This is a genomic window from Clostridiales bacterium (assembly GCA_014799665.1).
In the GTDB taxonomy this organism is placed as follows: Bacteria; Bacillota; Clostridia; order Christensenellales; family Pumilibacteraceae; genus Anaerocaecibacter.
Window position 1 is genome coordinate 1 of the sequence record JAAVHP010000004.1, and the last position, 21,896, is coordinate 21,896.

Genomic DNA, 21,896 nt, shown 5'->3' on the forward strand with positions numbered 1-21,896 from the left:
TATATGGATTATCCTTATACAGAAAAAGCGTTCACCGGAAAGATTAACGGTAATAATTACAAATTATACGGGGAATGCGGTTGGCCGATATTCGGATATATAAAAGGAGCCGAGATTTGTAATTTTGTTTTATCAACTGAATTGCATAACAATAGTTTGATTTATGGAGTATTTTGTTATTTAGCTGAAAATAGCAGTATAAAAAACATCGTTAATTATGCCTATATGGGTGGCGCAAAAGGGGATAATTGGGACGTTTCGTTGGGTGGCTTGATATGTCTTATTGCGGATTGTACCGTAGAAAACGTAATTAATTACAGTGACGTTACGGGTGAAGCCGCGATAGTCCAATATGCATATAACAGTACTGTAAGAAACTGTAAAAACTACGGTAATATTTCTGTTGCTTTTAAATATCCGATTGTTGGGGCTGTTGTAAGCGTAATTTTGTTGGAAAGATATGAAGTTCCGACTGTCGGGAGTATAGTAGAGGACTGTGAAAATTACGGAAACATTATAGGCGTAAACTATATAGGCGGGATAGTGGGGCGCGTAGAACTTTTTAAAGATGCGCACACGATCGGATATGATTATCCGAGAAATTATTTTACGGATCTCGGGCGCGTAAAATTAGCGCAAAACCCGTCGGTCATAAGAAATTGTAAAAATTACGGGAACATTTATAGGTATAAAGATTATGAAGAGGATCCGTTAAAAAATACAGTAATCTGCTGTTTCGGAGGAATAGCGGGATTAGGATATCAAATAGAAAACTGCACGAACAGCGGTAATATTTACGGGTTCGAAGTTATACATCCCGAATACACTGTGGATTATATAGGCGGAGTAGCGGGCGCCGCCTGCACGGTAACAGATTGTACAAGCTCGACAAAATTAGTAGCGGCAAATACGATCAAGCACACGGACGATATTTGCGGTTACTTAATAGAAAAATAAATTGGAGAAGAAAGTATGAAAAACGTCTTGAAAAAGGGTATCCTGCCGTTTATTATCGGTGCGCTAGGTTTGGTAATCATATCGCTTGTAATCTGGTTTACCCCATCCTCAGTCGCACGTGCAGATGAATATAAATCGCAGGTCGGCAGTTTTACTCCGGAACTCGTCATTAATAAATATGAGGATGGTGAAGCTGAATTGCTGTCGGATAACCTGATTGAGGTTAAATGCAATTCGTTCGGTAAGAATATAACCTTTGATTGCGGTTCTTGGTATAAAAACGAGAAATCGGGGCAAGTTTTTATGGATACTCGGTTATCCGATGATATTTCGTTTGCATATTTAAATGCCCAAAATTCCAAGCTGAGCGTATCGTATTATGATGAATACAATGAATATAATGTTTTAACGGTAAACGCCGACGCGGAATTAGCGGAGCATATCAATAGCGCCAGCGTAACCGACACTTATACGGCTAACAACATTGTATCGGAAGATCGATTACTTTTTGCCGGTTTAACAAATACAAGAACTAATACGTTTTATTCCGACGGAAGTCGCACGACGTCTGATGAAAAAAGTGACGATGGGTGGACAAATTTGTCCGAAGATGATATTATTCGGTTAAAAAATTTGACGAGCGACAAAAAGAAAAAGGAAGAGCTGCTGGATATAGGAAGAAAAGAAAAAGACATCACGAATATAGTCGATTACATACCCGAGAAGTATTTTGCTATCGAAACAAACACTATGTTTATAGGACAGGAATATGGGTTTGTTATCCTTTCAACATTGTATGAACGTACTTATACTTTTTATGGAAGAGATGCGTGTACTTACTTCAATAGTGTAATTGTATTTAGTATAGACAGGGAAAGTAATGTCCTCAGTCGGGAATATCCCGTAACGCTTAACATTGCATTTACGGCGTCAGGCGCATGTTATTATTATCCTAACGGATGGGGCGACGGCGATGACAAAGCCACTAAAGATATAAGTCTCAGCCAATATTACGATGGCTATGAGGGTATATTTATCGCCGATCCTGCTTTTTCTTCTCGCATAAATAATTTATATGATATAAACGCGTTTAACGAAGATTATGATTTGTATAAGGATACCGATACGTCCCTATCGCAGGTGCGAATGAATTATAACGGATATGCCGGCAAAAAAGTAAGGAAGAAAAATGTAAGCATGGAATCGATTAGTTCGATGATTTTAACTATCGCTTCGAGTGCGGCTTCCACAGCAATGAAATTTATTACTAAAGGAAAATGTAATCCTTTCATAGCGCTGATCGGCACCGGCATAACAACGATTAGTGAAATATGCAAGTTTGCTAACGAGGAAAAAGTATTTAATGGCATATATTATAATAATGAGAAAAATATATTTACTTTTGACGCACCGTCACAAAAACCCAATAAGTCGGTAATTGCCTGTATCGGCGTTGATACACAATCCGATAATATTGATTATAAACCCGGATCTAAAGCCAGCGCTATTTTCGGGAAAAATGGGCATTATGCTCAATCTATCTTTGTATTGAATGAAGTGAACAAGCCTACCGCCTTTACGAGTTATGTAAATTTTGCGTTGGGGTTTCAGTCAGCAAATAAAGATGATTCGCAAACTTACAGATATCCTGTTCCGGATAGATTCAATTACTCGGGATTAACAGTAAAGCTGTGGGATAATGGGAATACAGAGAAAGTAACGGTAAATAACGATACGGAAATCTATGCATATGCAAACAACAGGATTTCGTTAAACTGTGCTGTCGAAGAGGATGGGTATTATAATTTGAAATTGAAAAATTTCGAAAGAATAATTTCAAGTTATGACGAAAAAAAATTGCCGATAGAGAAAGCGCAAACTCTCAATGACATAACCGAAGATCGTAACTCGATATTTAATGGCATGGTTTCAGATATAAGCGGCGACGTTATAAGTATTCGGCTGTACTTGAATAAAGGATCGAATAAAGTTTCTTTGGAATTGGCGGACGTAAAAAATATCCCGTGTTTGGGCGCGTCGTTTGTTGCATCGATTGAAAAGTGCATTAACGAAATCAGTGTGGGCAGTACGAAAGTCGTTAAGTTAAAGCCCAATGAAAGTGGCATATATAAGTTCGACGCTCCCAAAACAGGTATATATAGGATTGACAATACTACTGCTACGATAGACGTATTAAACGAAAACAACATTGTCGTTATTGCCAATCGAAAAGATGGCGAAGTTTTGCTTACGGAAGGGAAATCCTGTTTTATTAAAGTAAAGAACACTTCAAGCGTAGCTTTGACAACAGAATTGTGCGCAACATTTAAACCGGAAACCACAGAATTAAATTACTCTGGAACGCTCGACGCACATAAAAGCATATGGTATCCCATTAGGATAAATAATAGTGGCACTTATGTTTTCGATGCCGATGGCGATATAAGGATAGCGTTTAAGGATTCCAAACCACGCGACGTTTTTTGCGGCTCTAATAAAGTAGTTTTTCCTTCGGGTACGTATTTCCTCTACGTCGAAAATTTAAACGATACGAAAACTGATTATAGCGTTTCTATATCGTTTGAACCCGGCATAATGAAAGCCAATCACCCGCATAACGTGTATTTAGATACCTCGTATAAGTTTATTCCGCCGATAACGGGTAAATATCGGTTAACCGTGGACAATGAAGATTATATCTTAACGATAGACGGCAAACCTTATACCGGAGAAGATTTAACAAAAGGGAAACAATATATTATAACTGCTAAAATCAAGAGAAATATCGATATCGGAGCAAAAATACAAATAGATTTTGTTCCGAAGCAGGAGGGGGTCTTCCATTTTAATGATAAAGTAAACCTTATATCTTCTTCGGCTGCGTTTTCTACCGAAATAGATGGGGAATTCCAAATAGATTCAAATTATGTAACGGTTTACAGTCAGGATTTGACTGTAATCAGTAAAGTCAATAATACTTATCTATTATCGGCAAATGAGATATACTATATAGTCAATGAGGGTCAAACCGGTTGTGAAGTAGTATTCTACGCAAAACAAATCCCCGTAAATACTCAATTTAACGTCTTACCGAACAGTACGTTATATTATAGGATATGCCCGGACGTTGACGGTCTTTACTCGGTTGAGGCAAGCGGACAATCAACCGTAGCTGTATTTGAATATGGGAATCTATCTAAAGAAGAATCTTTAACCAAAGAGAGCGGTTCATACAGATTAAGCAAGGGAAGCATTTATTACGTTGTTGTAAAGACAAATGCCAATCCCGATGTTATAACGATACATAATAATGAATGGGACGGATTATTTGAAATAACGGAAGGGTTGATGTTCGAAAATGTGTTGTCCGCTAACAATTATTTCACTACGAACACATTTATTCCGGAGTTTTCGGGCCTTTATAAATTTGTCTTTTATAGGGATAGAAACGTTGATTTTAAGATAAGTTTGGAAAGTAACGGACAAGCAGTTAAGGAAGCGGAGTTCGTACCAATGAATTTTGTCTTAATCTTTGAATGCGAACTCCGAGCAAATACAAAGTACAATTTGAATTATGAACTGCAATCTAATATTCCCGGCAATACCTATTTAGCATTCGGGATTTTTAAGACTATCAGTCCTTCGAATTTTGTTGTTTATGCGGATGGAAAATTGCAAGATAATAGCGGGGATGCGAACATCGTAGCATTAGGGAAAACCGGCGAAGGATTTACTACAAAGCAAATAGCCGTTTCAAAACAATTCGGTGACGTTACATATAAAGTGCTGAACGCGCCGATTATTGATAATTCTCCTGCCGTTACGATAAGCGGAAACGGTTTATTAAGAATAAACAATAAACTCCCGCAATGGACAAGTTTTGCCGTTGAGATAAACGTCGGAAAATGTGAATACGGAGATATAGTTTTAGATGAGGGTATATCTAAAATTATAAATTTCGTTATATATAACAAAGTCGAAAATATTGAAATTATTGATGAGGATAACGCATTCGTTACCATTGTTGACGTTGCGCCGAATAGTTCAATTAATTTATATGCTAAAATTTATCCTTTGTTTGCTGCGCAAGCGGATACATTGAGTTTCAGTGTTAAGGAAGATGATAAAAAATATATCAGCTTGAATAGCAGCGGAAATAAAGCGACAATATTCGGTGTTGTAACGACTCCTAATAATACATACGCAAGAGTCTATGCGTTTTGCGGAAATGAATTTACCGTAGTTGTTATGGTGCGAGTCCACGCCGAAGAAATCACGGCAACGTCCGCTTTAGACACAAGCCAGTTTAACGGCAGCACAGCCTATGAAATAATAGTAGAAACAGGTAATATAGGAACGCTGAATTTAAGCAATAAAACCAATATCAATTATTTGAAAATACGCGGCGGCTCTGTTAAGGAGATTAATGATTTCAATCTACAAATCGGTTCGCGCAGTTTTGTATTGGTATTGGAAGATATAATTATTCATGGTACGAATGATAGCGTAATATATTCTACAAGTTCCGATTTGTCGGTTTACTTCTCGGATAACGTTGAACTATACGGCAAGGATGGCGACTTAGATATTCAAAACGGTGCACCCGCTATCAAGGTAAAATGTATGACGGTTTATCAGATCGGAACACAAGAGATAGTTATACAAGGTGGTAACGGTTATAGTTATAAAACCAGTCAAAATAATGTCGGCGGCGATGGCGGGATAGCTATTCTTTCCGATACGTTAGGTGGAAAAGTTGAGCTCAAATCGATCCATGATTTTGTTATTAAAGGTGGTAACGGCGGTAATGGCGCTAAAGGTATTGACGGAAGTCATGCAACCGAAAACGGAAAGAAAGGAAGCGACGGAGGAAATGGAAGTCGTGGCGGCAACGGTGGTATAGCTATTTTTTGCGTCGGTACTTTGAAAATCAGCGGGAATAAAATAAATATATTAGGCGGCAACGGCGGTAATGGTGGTAACGGCGGTACCGGCGGCAACGGCGGCAATGGGGCGAAAGGAGATTCCGTCGATGCTTCTCCGGGGCAGCGCGGTGGCGACGGCGGCAACGGCGGTGACGGTGCTTTGGGTGGAGAAGGAGCAGTTGCTATTTATAACGATACGAACATATCATGGCAAACTAATTGGTCGCACGTTGACGGAGAAGACGGTGTTTACGGTAATGGTGGTAACGGTGGTAATGGCGGTCGCGGCGGAGATGGTGCCGATGATGACAGTACGGATAACGATTCATCTCCCGGTGGCGACGGTGGTAACGGCGGTAACGGTGGAGAAGGAAATAAAAACGGTCGCATGGGCAATGGCGGCGATGGTGGTAATGGTGGAAATCCCGGGGCTAACGGCGACGGTGAACACGGCGGTAACGGCGGATATGGCTATAACGGCGGCAACGGCGGTAACGGCGGGTCTACGGAAATGTGGTTACAATCCGGCGGCAACGGCGGTAATGGCGGGGATGCATATGGCGGAACAGTCGGACAAGGCGGCAACGGCGGTTATAGCGGCGTATGGGGAAGCGACGGTTCAAGCGGTTCGTCGGGTACACAACGTGGCGAAAAGCATAAGCCTGATGCTTGAGAAAGGTATAACTTTACGCTAAAATTTCTTTGAAATAAGTAGTAATTCGGGAGAAAAAATATGAGTTATGACAATTTATCGATGGAAAATCTTACTAGAATCGTAAAGTATTCCGATAGTAAGGATATTACTTTTGAGGCAACAAAAAATGATATTTCATTGGTTGATTTAAATTCCGATCTTATAGTTAGTAATACTTATAATGGTATTAATGTTTGGGGACGAGGGAAGAAAAGCGTTAGCAATTATGAAAGCGCGGAATATCAATTGTTCATTTTGCGTGTGAGCTTCGACAGTGACGATACAGAGCAAAATTTGGCGTTTCCGTTTTTGTCTGCGCTGCGACTATCGCAACAACCGTTCAATACTATAGTTGACGGTAGTTTTAAGAATCTTTCAAACAAAATGTTGGTTGTTCTTTTGATTGATGCAAAAAAATATTCAAACAGAGAACGGGCAAAAGATCTGGTATCGTATTATCTTAATAAATTTGAAAATCTTATTATTTATGCAAAATATAAGTATGATGATGAGCAAGAGGATTATACGTATGAGCTTTTAGAAGAGGATGAATTCACTTTTGGTAAAATATTCCCACTGTTGCCTATATCAGATGAAAAACATAATTTTCCGTTTAAATCGTTAGATTATAGGGAACTGACCTCTATAAGAAAATATAAGGAAATCCCGAGTTACTTTGATATAGCTATCGATCGACTTTCAAATAACGTAAAGGAAAAATTGTATGATTTGATTTATGGAAAAAATGTATATGCCGGTAATAAAGAATTTATTAAGCAATATGAGGAAATAATAGGCTCTAAACTCCAAACTTTAACGTGTTTGGCGCAAATTATTTTTCTTACTATGTTAAAAGGCGTATCGGAAAAAGTAGACGAAAATGTTATTTATCCTATCCTATGTAAAAAAGAGTTTGATGCTAACGCAGAACCGGATGAGACAATTGAAGAAGTCGAACTAAATCAAGAAGTAATCATGAGCATTTACCTGTCGGCAATAGAGTATGCCGATGGTATTTCGCAAATCTTAGAAAACTCGGTCACGCATAGTAGCGAGCATATCGGATTCTTTTCTATGAGAACATATTATGTGGATTGTAACTCGCCCCCGAGCAGTTCTGAGAATTGTGCACATTACAGATATTCGATAACGCAAAAATGTAATGTAAGAGGAAACGGGCCGTTTGAAAACTGTCGGTATATGATTGAATTTACCGCAATCGACTATGCTATCCCTATCCCGAATGATGCCGATTGCGCAACAAAAGATGATAGAAGAAACTTTTATCGTAAATATGTGAACGGAATCTACGACGTATTTAAGAAAAATAATCCCGACGCTAATTTGGTGCCGGATACGTTAGAAGGCGTTTTTAATTTCCGAAGTCGAGAAATTGATCAAATAGCTCATCATCTCGGACTTAAGCTGTTTAGAAATCTTATTGTAGAGAATGGGGGAATGGTTGTTGCAGGGTCGCCACGCAGGAGCGATCAAAAAGAACCAATAATTGATCCGATATGTTACTTTCATAATTACAAGAGAAAAAGCGCCAAGCCTATTGAAAATAAAACTAGAGGCTTTACATACTATGTCGTTATGCTCCCTATTCAGGAGCGCAGCATGGATCTGCCGGATTCTGAGCGTAGCAAAAAATCGTTTGCCGTAAACGATTCCGTTTTTGATGATAAAAGCGTTGTGCAGTGGGATATTCCTAAACCCGATAAGAATATTCTCGATATAAGTAAGCAAACAGATAAGAGTATCGCTATCAATAAGATGCGAGAATACTATACTAATCAAATATTATCTAATACGTCGGATAATATTGTAATTCCCGTAATCACTTATGAATTGACCGATAATTTTATGGAAGATTGTGAACGTTTTGCAAAGATGAGTCTGTTGGTGCAAGAAGATCTTCGTAATGCGTCCGGTTATCCGTCCAAAAGAAGATTTTTAGCATTGAACTTTGTTAGCAATAATATTGTGCTTGCGGATCAAGCGATAGGATATTTTATAAGAATATATGCATCGTTCTATAAAAAAGCGGACGGCGGTATCCCCGCACTCGGCTGTTCGCAACTTGCATTATTTGCAAACGTTAAAGACGAGCCTACGCAATATGTGATGAATATAAGTGGAGAAAGTATTGATGATTTGCGTACCGTCGCAGAGTATTTTGTTTATTCCGGATTTCCGATTGCGTTGAAACAAGCCAACCAGTTGAGGTATCTTTTTGATAGACCTGATAAAAGCTCAAACAGCGGAAGAAAAGTTTCCGCAAAGCCCGGAGACGCAGTAAATCTCTTCCCTTATGATTTGTTTGTTCGTGATGAGCAGGCGCAACAAGAGGGCGTTTTTATATCGTCTATCAATAGAGAGCTTAATAGAGAACTGGGGGCGGAAATATCTACAAGACAATTCGCCGGACCGATCAGAAACGGAGTTAGACTTAAACCCGCGCACGTCGCTTTGAGCGTTGGTATACATTTGGACACTTTCTATCAAGCGGAATTACTTTTTTATAATAACAGTATAATTAAAAATTTTGCCATTTTAATAGCACGAGATTTGATAAATAAACTTAAAAATAATGATTATGGTAAATCAGAACAAAATGGAATTGTAGTTATCGGCTATGAAAACTATTCACATGTATTAACGGAGCAAGTAACATATTATTTGGAAAAATATGCGGATTCGCTCGGTATCGGATACATATTGGGCAATAATAATTATCCACATGTTGCTTACTGTACGTTTGCCGGTCAAATCGATATCGTAAGCGGAATAAAGACGAGAGTTGTTCCTAAATTCAGACTGCAACATTTGGTGCTAGATAAGGATGAAAATCTTGCCGACATACAAATGTCGGATCTGTTTGTAAAAGACGATAATGGCAAAGTAGAAGCGCCGTTATTTGTAATTGTCGAGCCCATTGCAACAACATCAAACACGATCTTGCAAATAAGACGCGCCCTTCGGCATTTTTCCGATAACGCCGGAGTAGCGTCCATTAACTATTCGTTGATTGTATCTGCGCCGAAACACGACGAGCCGGAAGGAGAGTACATACATGGGTTGGATATCCTCTCACAGTATTGGTACAAGGATATTGATCCGAAAATTGATAAGTTTGGTCAGATACAGCTAAAGCGAGATTATCCAGACGAAGTAGAACAAGTTGTTCAATATTTGATTCATGTTGGGTCTAATTGGCATAATGCGCATAATTGCCCTATGTGCGATAGGGATGTGGCTTTGGATTGGGTCGATAAAACTTCCACAACCACATATCTTATTCACGAGCTTTTGGGTAGTAGCAGAAAAGGTATTACCTATGCGCTACAAATCGGTGATAATAAGCAGAAAGAAATTAATAGCGATAGAATTGGCTTCTTGCGCGGAAATATCGCATATGGGCACACGCAAACACAATCAAACCATTTTTTATTCAATTTGGATCTAAAGCACATGTTGGAAAGCCATGTGAAATTAGCAATAGGCAGTCGTAAAAATAAGGTGACTTGTCGAGATGACGTGGAAAAATGGTTGGGAACTATCGGAAAAGATTCCGCGGCATTTAACATTTTAATTTCACCTTTACATGAGCGCAATAGCCCATTTGTAAGAATGGTTTCCGAGTTTGCGCTGAAACAAAATATACGATTTATTCATTTCGATGTTTCTTCAATGCCGCGTGAGACTGTTCGTACCGATTTTATTTATGTAGCCGATGAGATATCCAATATTATAAATGATAACCACCACAATAAGGTAAATGTTTACTACTGCGACGATTCAAACGTTTCGGGCGAAAGCATACACCGTGCAATGCTAATAATGAAGATGCTTTTAAACGAAGCGCATTTGGCGGCGGACGACTATGGTCGAATTAACTTATTTAAGGGGATTATATTGTTTGTTAACCGTTCGTCTTATGAGTCATTGCAACAGTTTGTACGTAATCCGGAAACGGACGTTTACTCATACATAAACCTTGGTGTCCCCAATTACAATACTCATCAAGGAATATGTTACGATTGCAGCTTTATCAAAAAGCTTGAGTTAGAGAAGAAAAGAACTGTATCATCTCGCGATATTTGCGATATTGATCGTTTGATACAAAAACACAGGTTATTGACCGTTGATCAGTTCTGGGAAGTTATTAAGAGCGAGCTGTTTACCTCTGGGAAGTACGTAAAATGGTTAAAGTCATGGAGATTGATTAATCCCAAAGAAAAATTGCCAAAGGAAATTAATGCAATATTAACGTCGCTTAATACAAGGACGTCAGAGTTTTTTTCAGAAATACCGAATCTGCAGGGTATAACGGACAAGAACTATGTAAATAGCGAATTTTCAAAAATATACGAACAGTTTAATCAAGTAATAACGAACATTGATAAAATATGTTTGAATGATTTGATTTCCGATGATTTGATTTCCGAAGAAGAAAGGAATAAAAACAGAGAGAATATTTGGCAATTCTTTAAAAATAGAGTAATAGCCGATCGATATTATATGCGATTATTGTGTACCCATAAGCTATATTGCGCGCTCGAGCATGTTTCAAAAAATGCAAAAAATAATGATGATTTATATAAAAAGACGTTAGAGGCTGTGCTTGACTTATTGATAGATGAAAAACAGAAAATTATAAAGGATACTCCTAAAGAAAAGCAGCGGTCCTTGGTGCATTTTTGCGAGTTGCTTATCAGCTATATAAAGATATTGTCTCGCGAGCAGTTGGTAAGATATTATCATATTAGGCAGGTAGCAATAGATATAATGCTGTATCTGTTGCTTGCCTGTATTAATGGTGTGAATAACGCGAAGGTTAATTCACTCGCATCGAAGCGCGTAACTGAACATGACACGGATATTTTTGATAAATATCGCCAAATTTTAGATGGGTTGATTTTTTCTAATTTGGATGAGTTAGATGGTGAAAAGACCCAAGTGAAAACAACACATGAAAACAGTCTGAATGCCGGTTCTCAGGCTTTTTTGGTGATATCGCTTATAAAGAAAATTGCTCATTTGGATTCGGTGTTTTTCATGAGAAATAAAAATGAAGCCATATCGTTGAAGATAAATGAATTTTCTGATATTTGGAAAAAAGCTGTTAATAAGTATTTCGGTATAATAAATTATCAAGATTATTATAATTCAATTGAAAAAAAAGAATTAACATCGCTTACTACTATGCCGTCATTCGAGTATTTTGTCAATGTATATCAAAATGCGCTTCGTTGGACGTTGCTTACAACGCATGACGATGACGGCAAAAGCTATAGGGTAGAGGATGTTTACAGTATTAACAAGGAGGAAAGTGATGAGTGATTTGTTTGAAAAACTTATAAACGAATTTAAAGTAACGATGTCTCTTGAAAATACAAGACGGCAATATGATATTATAGAACTGCTTGCAACTGAGTTTGGCAAGCATAAACACGTTGACGAAAAAAATCGTGATAGTGTATACTGCGATAAAGAATTATTTGACAATATCTTCGAATTTACGGAAAAAGAGACCAAAGGTATAAACAGTGGCGGAATAGGCGATTCTAATCCGTTGTGTAAGTATATTAAAAGCAGAAATAAGGATGAATTGTTTAATATCGGTATTAATGATGATGATAGTATCAATCATTATAAGTTAGCATCGCTTGTTACATATTTTTCGTTAGTGCGTTACTATGAGGGCATAATCGATAAAAAACATTTGGGTAATAAGGTAAAATCAATTGATAGGTCAGATTTTGATAGAATAGTGGAGGCTATTCGCCGAGTCCTCGATGTGGATATATGCCATTTTGTTTCGGTAAAAGATGGGGAAACACTAGTGCTTGCTTCATCCAATGAAAGGTATTACTCTTATAATGAATTGGCCGAGGATAATAAACTATTCGCTTTCTCTCAGTTGGTAATGTCTGGCATAGACCCAATTCCGTACCAGAACAGAAATAAAGCCCTTCGCACAATTAACGACGTTGTGCATGAGGGGGGCGACGAAGATTGGCTTCTAGATAGGACAATTAGTTGTAAGCGGGTAAGATATGATAAAGAACATGAAATGCCTGTGCTGATTATACGCCTTTCTCCGGATAATTCGGCCAATAATGTATATTTAATTGCTTTATTAAATGATAAAGAAGACGGTAAGATTAATGGGCGTAGGTTGTTGGAAAAGGCGGTGGGGATTGTATTTCTAAAATCTAAATTATGGCGACTCGTAGATTCGAATTATGAAAATTTGTGCAGTTCTCGGATGCGGTTTGATTACATACCTCGGATCAACAAGGAAAATTTATGTGTTGCTTATCATATAAGTGATCTTCATGTTGGTTCATCACATTCGATTGACGATAAGATAGAGTGTATGCGTCATTATTTTGACGCGGCAGAGAGCAATACGAAAAAAGTAAAATTGCTCGGTATACCAGAATTACTGCTGATTACCGGAGATATATGCAATTATGCTCCTACGGCATATGAGTTAGAATCAAATTACGCACACGCTGCTCAAATTATCAAGCATTTTGTTTCTTGTTTTTGGTGCGTTACAGAAAAACATGATAACAAAGCTCGCCACTTTTTGCGATCTGATTGGAAAAAACGACTTGTTTTTTGTCCGGGTAATCACGATTATGCGTCGATGAATGAGTTAAAAGCGAGTAGCAACCGCAGAGAAACGACTGGGGGTAATCCGGTAGAATATTCCGGTGGCTCTATAGCTAAGTTTACATATTATATTAATGCGTTGCGCAAGCATTTTGATGTGTCGGATGCGCATATTGATGATAAATTGAATTTTGTTAGATATTATAAAAAAATCGGTGCAGTTATTGTGTCACTCAATTCCTGCAGTGAAGCAAATTCAAAGCTACAGAATAAAGCACATATTGATTTTGATCAGGCTAATATTATGGAGCGCACAGTCAAATCTTTATTGAATTCTGAGAAAAAAAGAGAAGCATTGTCGCCTGCGGTGATAGTATTGTCACATCATAGCTATAATTATTTTCCTAATTATTTTAAAGATAGGCATCAGCGAGATAATCAAAAAGAGGACACTTCTGTTCACGATGCACTAAGTAAAATTAATATCAGACACAATTTTGAAAGAAATATAGTAATACAATTAAACGAGCTGGCAAATAATATTCAAGAAAAAAGCCGGGAAAAAATAGGAAAAAGAGACAAAGATTACAAAAAATTAATTGCTCGTATTTTTGCAATACTCTTTGCTTTGCGTTTTTCCGGCAATTCAGATGAAATAAAAGAGTTTAGGGAAAAGGCTTTCAGATTATATTCAAAGGCTTACGGATTAGATGATGACGCAGAAAATGATGTACAAGTTTTATATAATAGAGCTACTACCGAAATGGACGAATTGATTAAAGAGACAGAGTTGATTTTGGATAATAATCGAAACGAAAAAGAGTTTATAACGCTAAGCGAATTGTTTTATCATATGACGGAGGATAGATTCTATATAGAAAAAGGAACAATGGGCATGAAAGCAAGTAAAGAAGATAGTCGTGTTTTATTGCGGCTCAATGCGGTTTGCAGCGATATTGAGGAGTCCATTGCCGATTATGAAGCATTGAAAAAAATAGGAGAATTGTTTATAAAAGAGGATAATACTCACTGGTTGTCCGGGCACGTGCATGAGGACGCAGTAGCCAACGCAGGGCTATTTAAAAACAACGATCGGTTAGGAATATATGATGAGCTCGATACATATCAGGAGCTAGCTGATAAAACAATCGGAGAATATGGCAAAGCTCACGAAGCTCAAAAATTTTCCGGGGGTAAAGGGTTGAATGTTTACAGTTATGTCCATAATTTTAAGAACGAAACAGTTTCCTATCAATCTTTGCTGGAGTTGGTAGATTTGGAAAATAGTGGAAATATATAAAATTAAAGTCAGGAGGTTAACATGATAAACGCAATCTCGAAATTGGGAACATCAAAAAATAATGCCGACGAAGATAAGCTAAAAATTATCAAGCGGCGGCTGTTGTATTTGTACGAAGTAATAGTAGATATTACATTCGTACTTAAAGAGATTAAAGATGGTATGTATTACTATAATTACAGTTATATTGTCGATGCCGAATTAGATAATAATGATATCAAAGAGTGGGTAGATAATTTGGTATTACGAAAGCCGTGGGATATTACCGGGAATCGTATGGCAATCGTTTTGTAATATCAACAGTAACGGTTTTAATGCTACGACATATGTAGTATAAAGTAGTGCCTGCAAATTAGTAAATATATAAAGTTATCATGCCCTTTTAGTGATAAATTAAAGGGTGTTTTATTCGTGATGTATCCATTTTTAATACCGTATGTTCCTTAAAACGATCCAATAACACCTGGTTTTTCATTAACGGAAAAAACAGAGTTGTGTTTACATATGTAAAAATCAGAAAAATTATTATGCCGTTGATGCTTATTCCTTATAACAAAAAGCAATCGCTTGACAGAACAAGCATTAAATCCATTTACAAAAATAGTACAATTGTTTCAAAGATCTATAATTAAAATGAGCTTTATTTGGTTTAAAACAAGAATTTTTGATAATTATAAAACAAATCGCAGCTGTTATAAAAGTTCTATCCAACTTAGATTTTCCTTAAATTTCATAAAGATTGATAATATCGGATCGTAAATCGCCATAATAAAATAATGCACCATTGACTCTGGGCATAAGAGTTTAACTTGCAATCATGCTTTCAGTTGGGTGGAGCAATAGCACCCTAAAACAAATATTCTACGCTAAATTCCTCGGGTTTTTATCTCGTAACGGTTTTCAATTTTCCCGTGGCAAAGGAATATTCGAATATCGCCGTTGAGTCGTTGAAGTTTTCGTTGGATACCCACAGGACCGATTTTTGAGTGAGGTTGTAGATGGCGCTGTGTACCGTCACGCAGAAGCCCGGTTTGTAGGTCCGTCTGCCGACCTTTTCAAGAAGATCCATTGCCGCCCATTCGTCCTTGACTACGCCGTTCGTTGCGGAGAGGTCTTCGTAAATTACGTCGTAGCGATCAAGTCCCGCTTTGTCGTCGTCCGATTCGTAGTAGCCCGGCAGAATGATAAAGTTCGTAACCCACTGGAAATCGCACGCGCCCTCGCGCTCGCCGATGTTGTCGTCGCCCGTGTTGTAGGTTACGACAAGCTCGCGCGCCGCGCCGTCGTTGTCGGTGGCGTCGGTGCCGTTCACCCATTCGAGAATGGCGCTCTTGCCGGTTGCGTCCGCGATCATGTAGTGGAAGGACGTGTTCGCCGAATCGTGGAAGTTGTACTTTTTAACAAGCTCTATTGCTTCGTCCACGTCGTCGGCGTAGTCGAGGATCATGCGCATCATGGTCGTCGTCGTGATATCGTTCTTATTGGGATCTTTCTGGTCCGTCGCAACGGCGTTTCCTTTCTCGGGCTCGCCCTGATAGGTCATTAGAACGCTGCAACTCACGCCCGCGTCGTTGATGCCGTCGAGCGGCACGTAGGGCGCGGCGAGACAGGTGATATTATTCATGAGTCCCTCTACGTCCTTTTGAGGATCCAGACCGAGATACCTCAGATCCGCCGTGGAGAACGAAGCGTGCCTGCCGCCGCCGGGGTTGGTGAGCGTGATGCAAACGTTCGAGCTTTCATTGTCGTAGTTTCGGGCAAAAAGTCTGTCGCCGCTCTCGGTGACGGCTGTGAACGAGGCGCAGCCGAGATCGGTCTCTTGAATGTTCATTTTTATGAGTCCGCGAGTGACGTGGTTCGAGATGAACGAGATAAGCTCGGCGTCCGTCTTGGCTCCGCCGGACGATAAAAAGTCGTCGAAATAGTATCCGCCCTTGACTTTCATGCTGTACACGGCGGCGTCGTCATGGTCGGCGTTGCGCTCGCGAATCAAATCGAAATTGGAAAGGGTAGAGATCTCGTTGTGCCAGACACCGAGGAACGCAAAGCCGAGTATCGCAATTACGCCTACTATGCACGCTAGGGTGATCGAGGTTATCTTTACCCATAGCTTGACCTTTTTCTTGGGCGGCTTTTGCGCTTCGCCGTCCGTTGCCGCTTGCGTTACTTCGGTTTCCTCGGCGAGTTGTGTTTGTTCTTCCATAATATCTCCTATGCTTTTTTGGTTTGGCCACAGTGGACTCGGACTCCGCAAGCCCAAACGCCGCATTTTTGGCTATTTTGCCCCTTGCGTCGCTTGTCGTACCGCTAATGGAATGGTACGACTGCGCTCCGCAAGTGTCAAACTAACTCAAAACTTCGGCGTTTGGATGCAAGCAGTTTTTGGGAGCAAAATGCGCCGTCAGACAAGGAAAAGCACACGAAGCTGTACTATCTGCGGTACCGCGAGTGCGCTTTGACGCAGTATCACGGCACATTATGCCCCAAAAACCTTACGGGTTCGAGTCCACTATGGCCTACTCAAAGCATAATTTATTATACTCGTGACTTGTTGATTTGTCAACAAATTTACGGGTAAAACCAATAAAAAGGAGAAATAGCATTAATATAAATCGGGCGTATGCTCACGCTGATTGCCCACCAATGCAAAAACGCACCCGTTTGGGTGCGCCTTGAGTTGGTGGAGCAGAGTAACCTAAAACGAATAATTGATAAAGCAATTTTATCTTTCTGTTTGTTCAGTCATAATTACCCACCGAAAACCAAATTTATCGACGAGACTACATAGGCAAGAACTATATGTAGTACTTTGAATAGGTGTTATAATTTCACCACCGTCTTTCAAGACTTCAAATGCTTTTAAAACATCAGCTTTTGTCTCCATCGTGACAGTGAGCGAAAGCGCACGACTCGGTTGATAATGAATATCGAGATCAATGTTGTCAGACATCATTATTCTTTGATTGCCGATATAAATTTCCGCGTGATAAACGAAATTGCGCTGCTCATTTGACAGTTCCCTATTATAATCTTCAGGTCGAGCGTCGCTAAAACGCAGTAAGCACCCCACTTTTGCGTTGAATGCTTGTTCATATAAGCGAATAGCTTGTTCGCATTTTCCATTTCCATTGAAATTGAAGTTGGGTGTAATTATAATCATAGTTAACTCCTTAGAATAATTGATATACTCATTTTACAACAAATATATATACTTGTATTGTAAAAAAGCGACAATCATATCTTTCAGTAATTTAAATTATATCACAGATAAAAGATAGAAGCAATAAATCATACACAGTATAAAATGTCGCTATGGCGGGTGCGCGGGTATAACAAGTGTGCCGTACCATAAGCAATACAGAGTTGTGCGCGGAAATCACGCACGGGCTTCGGCATTCGCCGAGCGCCTAGCAGTCAATACAAGACAAAAATACTTGCTTTCGATGATGTTTTTGGCGTAGTATTTACAAAGTTACCGCGCGGCGAAATGGCGTTGCTATTTTGATAGTCTAGTTTTTTACTGCAATACTGTTTATTGTAAATTACTTCGCCTCGCTACTCACCCAAATCGTATTGCCCACCAACGCAAAAACGCACCCTTTGGGTGCGCCTTGCGTTGGTGGAGCATTAGTAACCAAAAACGAATTTTCCACGATAAATTGAATTTCTAAATTGTTTTCCTGCGGTATCATAATTCCATATGTCAAATATATTTTTTCAGAAAGTTGGACTATTCCTTCAAACATTAATACACTTCTAAATTACTTTTTATCGTACAACCAATTACAGTATACGTATACAATTTATGCAACTGCAAAAACTAATTTGACACAATAACGGGCATTTAATTTATTTAGCAACAAATTGTTAAATCTCCAAAAAATCGTCACAGATGTGCATACTACGTTTATATTCTTTACCATTTTTCATCGAATCGTTTGTCATATATGTAATAACATTATATTCATCCAACATTTTTAATACATCCATGTTTGGATGCGGATCTTTCATATTGCCAAACGTGCGGTTATCGTGCGAGATTATAGCATACTTAGGATTAATCTTTGATAGAATAGGTCTACTGGTATTATTTTTGCTCCCGTGATGTGAAACTTTGAGATAATCCGCACTAATATCTATATTACTCCGAGTTAGTCGCCTAAATACTCGTTTACTAGCATCACCCGCCAAAAGATATTGACATCCCTTGTGTTTCGCTTTTAGTACAACACAAGAATCATGCGCTCGGTCAACATATTTTTCATGGACTGCTCTAAATGTAGATCTTGACGGATGTCCGGTAAAAGTTTCAAGTTGTTTATAATTGCCGGAGATAAATTTGAGTAATGTCCCGCATGCATACTGTGTACGCTCAACATGTCTCGAATAATCGGATTCATTAAATGGTTGCCCACTTTCATGTAAAAACATTGCAGAGAATCTGTGATCAACACCGTGACCATGTCTTACCGATTCTACATAATTAGTCAATTTATCAGCAAAATCTTCTTTAAAAAGTGAAAAGAACATGTCTTTACAATCGGACATGGAAATTTCATTACAGAAATCAAGATCAGCTTGCGCAAGTGCCGGATTAAGAAACATAATGTGATTGCATAAACGATCACCTTCGGCTACAAAGCGCAAATTAATGTGTGTGTCGCTCCCAGGTGAATTTACAAAGTCTAATACAGATTTCAAGAATAGCTGTGAATCGACTACTTGGTTTAGCTCCGATATGTATTCGCCACAACCACGCGCGCCCTGCATGCCCTTAAGATTTAATAGCGCTCGCGCAATTAGTCCTATTTCGTTGAAATCATACGGGACAAACAAATTGGATATTTGATTTAGTTTATTAAAAAAATACTTAATGCCATTTATATGGTCGGCATGATGGTGCGTCAAAATGATATTTACATCATCATTCTGATCGATTTCTTTTGTAACATCGATATGACCGGGACCGAGATCTACAAAATACATTTTAGCTCTATGTTTGCATTCCAACGGGCGTATCACCATACAGTCGCCTTGCCCAACATTTAACACCTTTAAGTATGCCATAAATCCTTTCCTACTTTTGTTTTCACGCTTTAGCTGGTTTTATAAATACAATACGGGATTCCGCCAAAGCCTTTATACTATACAAACATTATACAATGTGCAAAGAAAAAAGTCAATGTCGAATTTAAAAACTCGCAAACAAAAAACCTAAAACAAAGTGGTTCGTTTTAGGTTTTTTTGGTGGGCAATACAGGGTTCGAACCTGTGACTTCTACCATGTGAAGGTAGCACTCTCCCGCTGAGTTAATTGCCCGTAAAAGTATTTTGTTCGTATGTAATTCTATCATGAAAAGTCGGCGTTGTCAAGCGAATAGCCTGGAATTTCGAGCGCCTGGGGGATATTCTTTGCCGCCGTGGTTTTCGCCATCCGCTCTATCATTATATAATATATATACGCAGCTGATCGGGGTGGCGGGCGGCAGAAATTTTACTAAAACTATTGACAAGCATTTTGGCGTGTGATAAAATATATGAGCCTGATTATATGAAAATGGGCGAGAGGTAGGTAAATGATGAAGAAAAGAAGAAGCGGCTTTATTGCCGTTGTCGCCGTTATCCTATTGCTGGGCACGCTAACTTGGTTAGTCGGCTGTTCAAAAAACAATAGGGGGAACCAGCTCGACAGTGTTGACGCGAACAGCATTAAAATCGTAGAAACCAACGAGTCGTTTGCCATCAGCTGGCACGCGGTTACGAACGCCGACAAGTATAAGCTCGAAATTACCGGCAACGAGACGATTGTCTCCGATTATCTTGCAATCAACCTGCGTTCGGTTCAGGGCTTTACTTTCCCTGCGAGCGGCGAGTTTACGATATCCATAACGGCGCAAGGCGACGGCTACGCCGATTCGGCGCCTACAACTATTCCTTACAAAACGGAGGGAGTTCAATTGGCAAGCCCCGAGATAACTGCTTTTGAAAACGGCGTAATCCAATGGAAACCGAGTAACGCTGTCGCTTCATACGAAGTAAAGGTGGACAACGTTACCGTGAGCGCCAACGCATCCGATTGCCGATACGATTTATCTTCATTGACGGGATTGAAGCGCGTTGAAATTATCGCGCACGGCGACGAGGTTTGGACTTATTCGAGCGGCGCGACCGCGCTCGCTTACAACGCTTCAAGTAAAGCGCTTGAATTTTTGCCGGTAACCGATTGCTCTATTAAGGACGACAAACTCGTTTGGGGCGCGGTCGGCGGCGCCAAGGCGTACAAGGTAGTCGATATCGAGATGAACTCGGTGACGGTCACCGACACAAGCTACGATATTGCCGACAAGCTGTTAATTTACGGCGTATATCCCATTAGCGGCAAGGAGCTTATTAATAGCGCGACGGTTCAGCTTGCGCCTATAAAATACCTCGACGGCGAGGGCACGGCGCAGAACCCGTACAAGATCAAAACGATATTGGATCTGCGCACAATAGATTACTACGAAACCATCTACGCAGAACAGGTTGCTTCCAACAAGAACCTTCCGCGTAACGTTTACGAATTACAAAACGACATAGACTACTCCTACGTTCCCGTAGGCGACGACGAAACGAATATCCACACGCTCAAAGTTCCGTTCTTCGGCACGCTCGACGGCAAAGGTCATACGCTCAAAAACGTGCGTGTCGCTAACTACGACGGCGGGTACTGGTCGTTGTTCGATCGGCTCGTTCAGGGCTCGACCGTCAAAGATATTGTCTTTGACAGCCCCGAGATTTCGACCAAGCTCCAAGACGAGGATCACCCGATCAATACCACGATAGCTACCGTGGCATACTATAATTACGGCACTGTTTCGGGCATTACCATAACCAACGCCAAATATGCGGCGGCGGGCGGCGAAATAGCCGGTATCGTTGCGCACAACTACGGCACCGTTTCGGACTGCACGCTCGGCGGCACATTCAAGATCGAAGACACCGAGCTTGAAAAACAGGCGTGCTACGAGGTAGCGGGCATCGTTCTCGAAAACCTCAAAGGCGGCAAGGTAACTAACAACACCGTTACCGAGTTTACAGCGGTCGGCACCACGTCCAAGGACGCGACCAAAAAGTCGTATTACAATCTCGGCATGGTCGGTGGCATCGTGGCGTACGCACGTGCGGGCAGCGTCACCACCGGCAACAAGTACACTAAGATAACCGTTACGAACGCAAATGCGTCTTCCTATACGGTAGGCGGTATCATAGCGAGTAACGCTTCGGGTACACAAAACGGCAACACGGCGGGCGAACTGACCGCCAACAACACGAAGGCTACCGCAACCACGGGCTCCGGTTCGCGTGCGCTCGGTACGCTCATAGGCAAGACCGCTTCGGTTTAACGGGGGTA

10 protein-coding genes and 1 tRNA gene are annotated in these 21,896 nt (G+C 39.9%); 6 read left to right on the top strand and 5 right to left on the bottom strand.

Annotated elements, in window-relative coordinates; all coding sequences use genetic code 11:
• From HDT28_00770 to HDT28_00790, 5 genes are all read left to right on the top strand, one after another.
• A partial coding sequence (locus HDT28_00770) for a hypothetical protein (protein ID MBD5131119.1) occupies positions 1–957 on the top strand: 957 nt, incomplete at its 5' end.
• Between the two features lie 15 nt (positions 958–972).
• A complete protein-coding gene (locus tag HDT28_00775; protein MBD5131120.1) occupies positions 973–6,555 on the top strand; it encodes a hypothetical protein in 5,583 nt (1,860 codons plus the stop codon).
• 60 nt (positions 6,556–6,615) lie between these two features.
• Positions 6,616–11,922 carry a hypothetical protein gene (locus HDT28_00780; protein ID MBD5131121.1) on the top strand — a complete coding sequence of 1,769 codons (5,307 nt, stop codon included), beginning with the start codon at positions 6,616–6,618 and terminating at the stop codon, positions 11,920–11,922.
• Positions 11,915–14,503 carry a hypothetical protein gene (locus HDT28_00785; protein ID MBD5131122.1) on the top strand — a complete coding sequence of 863 codons (2,589 nt, stop codon included), beginning with the start codon at positions 11,915–11,917 and terminating at the stop codon, positions 14,501–14,503. Before HDT28_00780 ends, HDT28_00785 begins: the two co-directional genes overlap by 8 nt.
• Before the next feature lie 21 nt (positions 14,504–14,524).
• Positions 14,525–14,797 (top strand): hypothetical protein, encoded by a 273-nt coding sequence (locus HDT28_00790; GenBank protein MBD5131123.1) that lies wholly within the window; start codon positions 14,525–14,527, stop codon positions 14,795–14,797.
• 589 nt (positions 14,798–15,386) lie between these two features.
• On the opposite strand, the gene HDT28_00795 is transcribed toward HDT28_00790, so the two are convergent.
• The 5 genes from HDT28_00795 to HDT28_00815 form a co-directional block, all read right to left on the bottom strand.
• Positions 15,387–16,706 carry a linear amide C-N hydrolase gene (locus HDT28_00795; GenBank protein ID MBD5131124.1) on the bottom strand — a complete coding sequence of 440 codons (1,320 nt, stop codon included), beginning with the start codon at positions 16,704–16,706 and terminating at the stop codon, positions 15,387–15,389.
• A gap of 519 nt (positions 16,707–17,225) precedes the next feature.
• The gene (locus HDT28_00800) at positions 17,226–17,663 is read right to left on the bottom strand and encodes a VOC family protein (protein ID MBD5131125.1); all 438 of its coding nucleotides are present in this window, start codon (positions 17,661–17,663) and stop codon (positions 17,226–17,228) included.
• 382 nt (positions 17,664–18,045) lie between these two features.
• Positions 18,046–18,249: a hypothetical protein gene (locus HDT28_00805; GenBank protein ID MBD5131126.1), complete on the bottom strand. Its 204-nt coding sequence runs from the start codon at positions 18,247–18,249 to the stop codon at positions 18,046–18,048.
• Positions 18,250–18,370: 121 nt separating this feature from the next.
• Positions 18,371–19,570, bottom strand: a complete 1,200-nt coding sequence (locus HDT28_00810; GenBank protein ID MBD5131127.1) for a hypothetical protein — start codon at positions 19,568–19,570, stop codon at positions 18,371–18,373.
• A gap of 178 nt (positions 19,571–19,748) precedes the next feature.
• Positions 19,749–19,823 (bottom strand) — tRNA-Val (locus HDT28_00815).
• 256 nt (positions 19,824–20,079) lie between these two features.
• On the opposite strand from HDT28_00815, the gene HDT28_00820 reads away from it, so the two are divergent.
• Positions 20,080–21,888, top strand: coding sequence for a hypothetical protein (locus tag HDT28_00820; GenBank protein ID MBD5131128.1), 1,809 nt, complete (start codon positions 20,080–20,082; stop codon positions 21,886–21,888).
• Positions 21,889–21,896 lie beyond the last annotated feature (8 nt).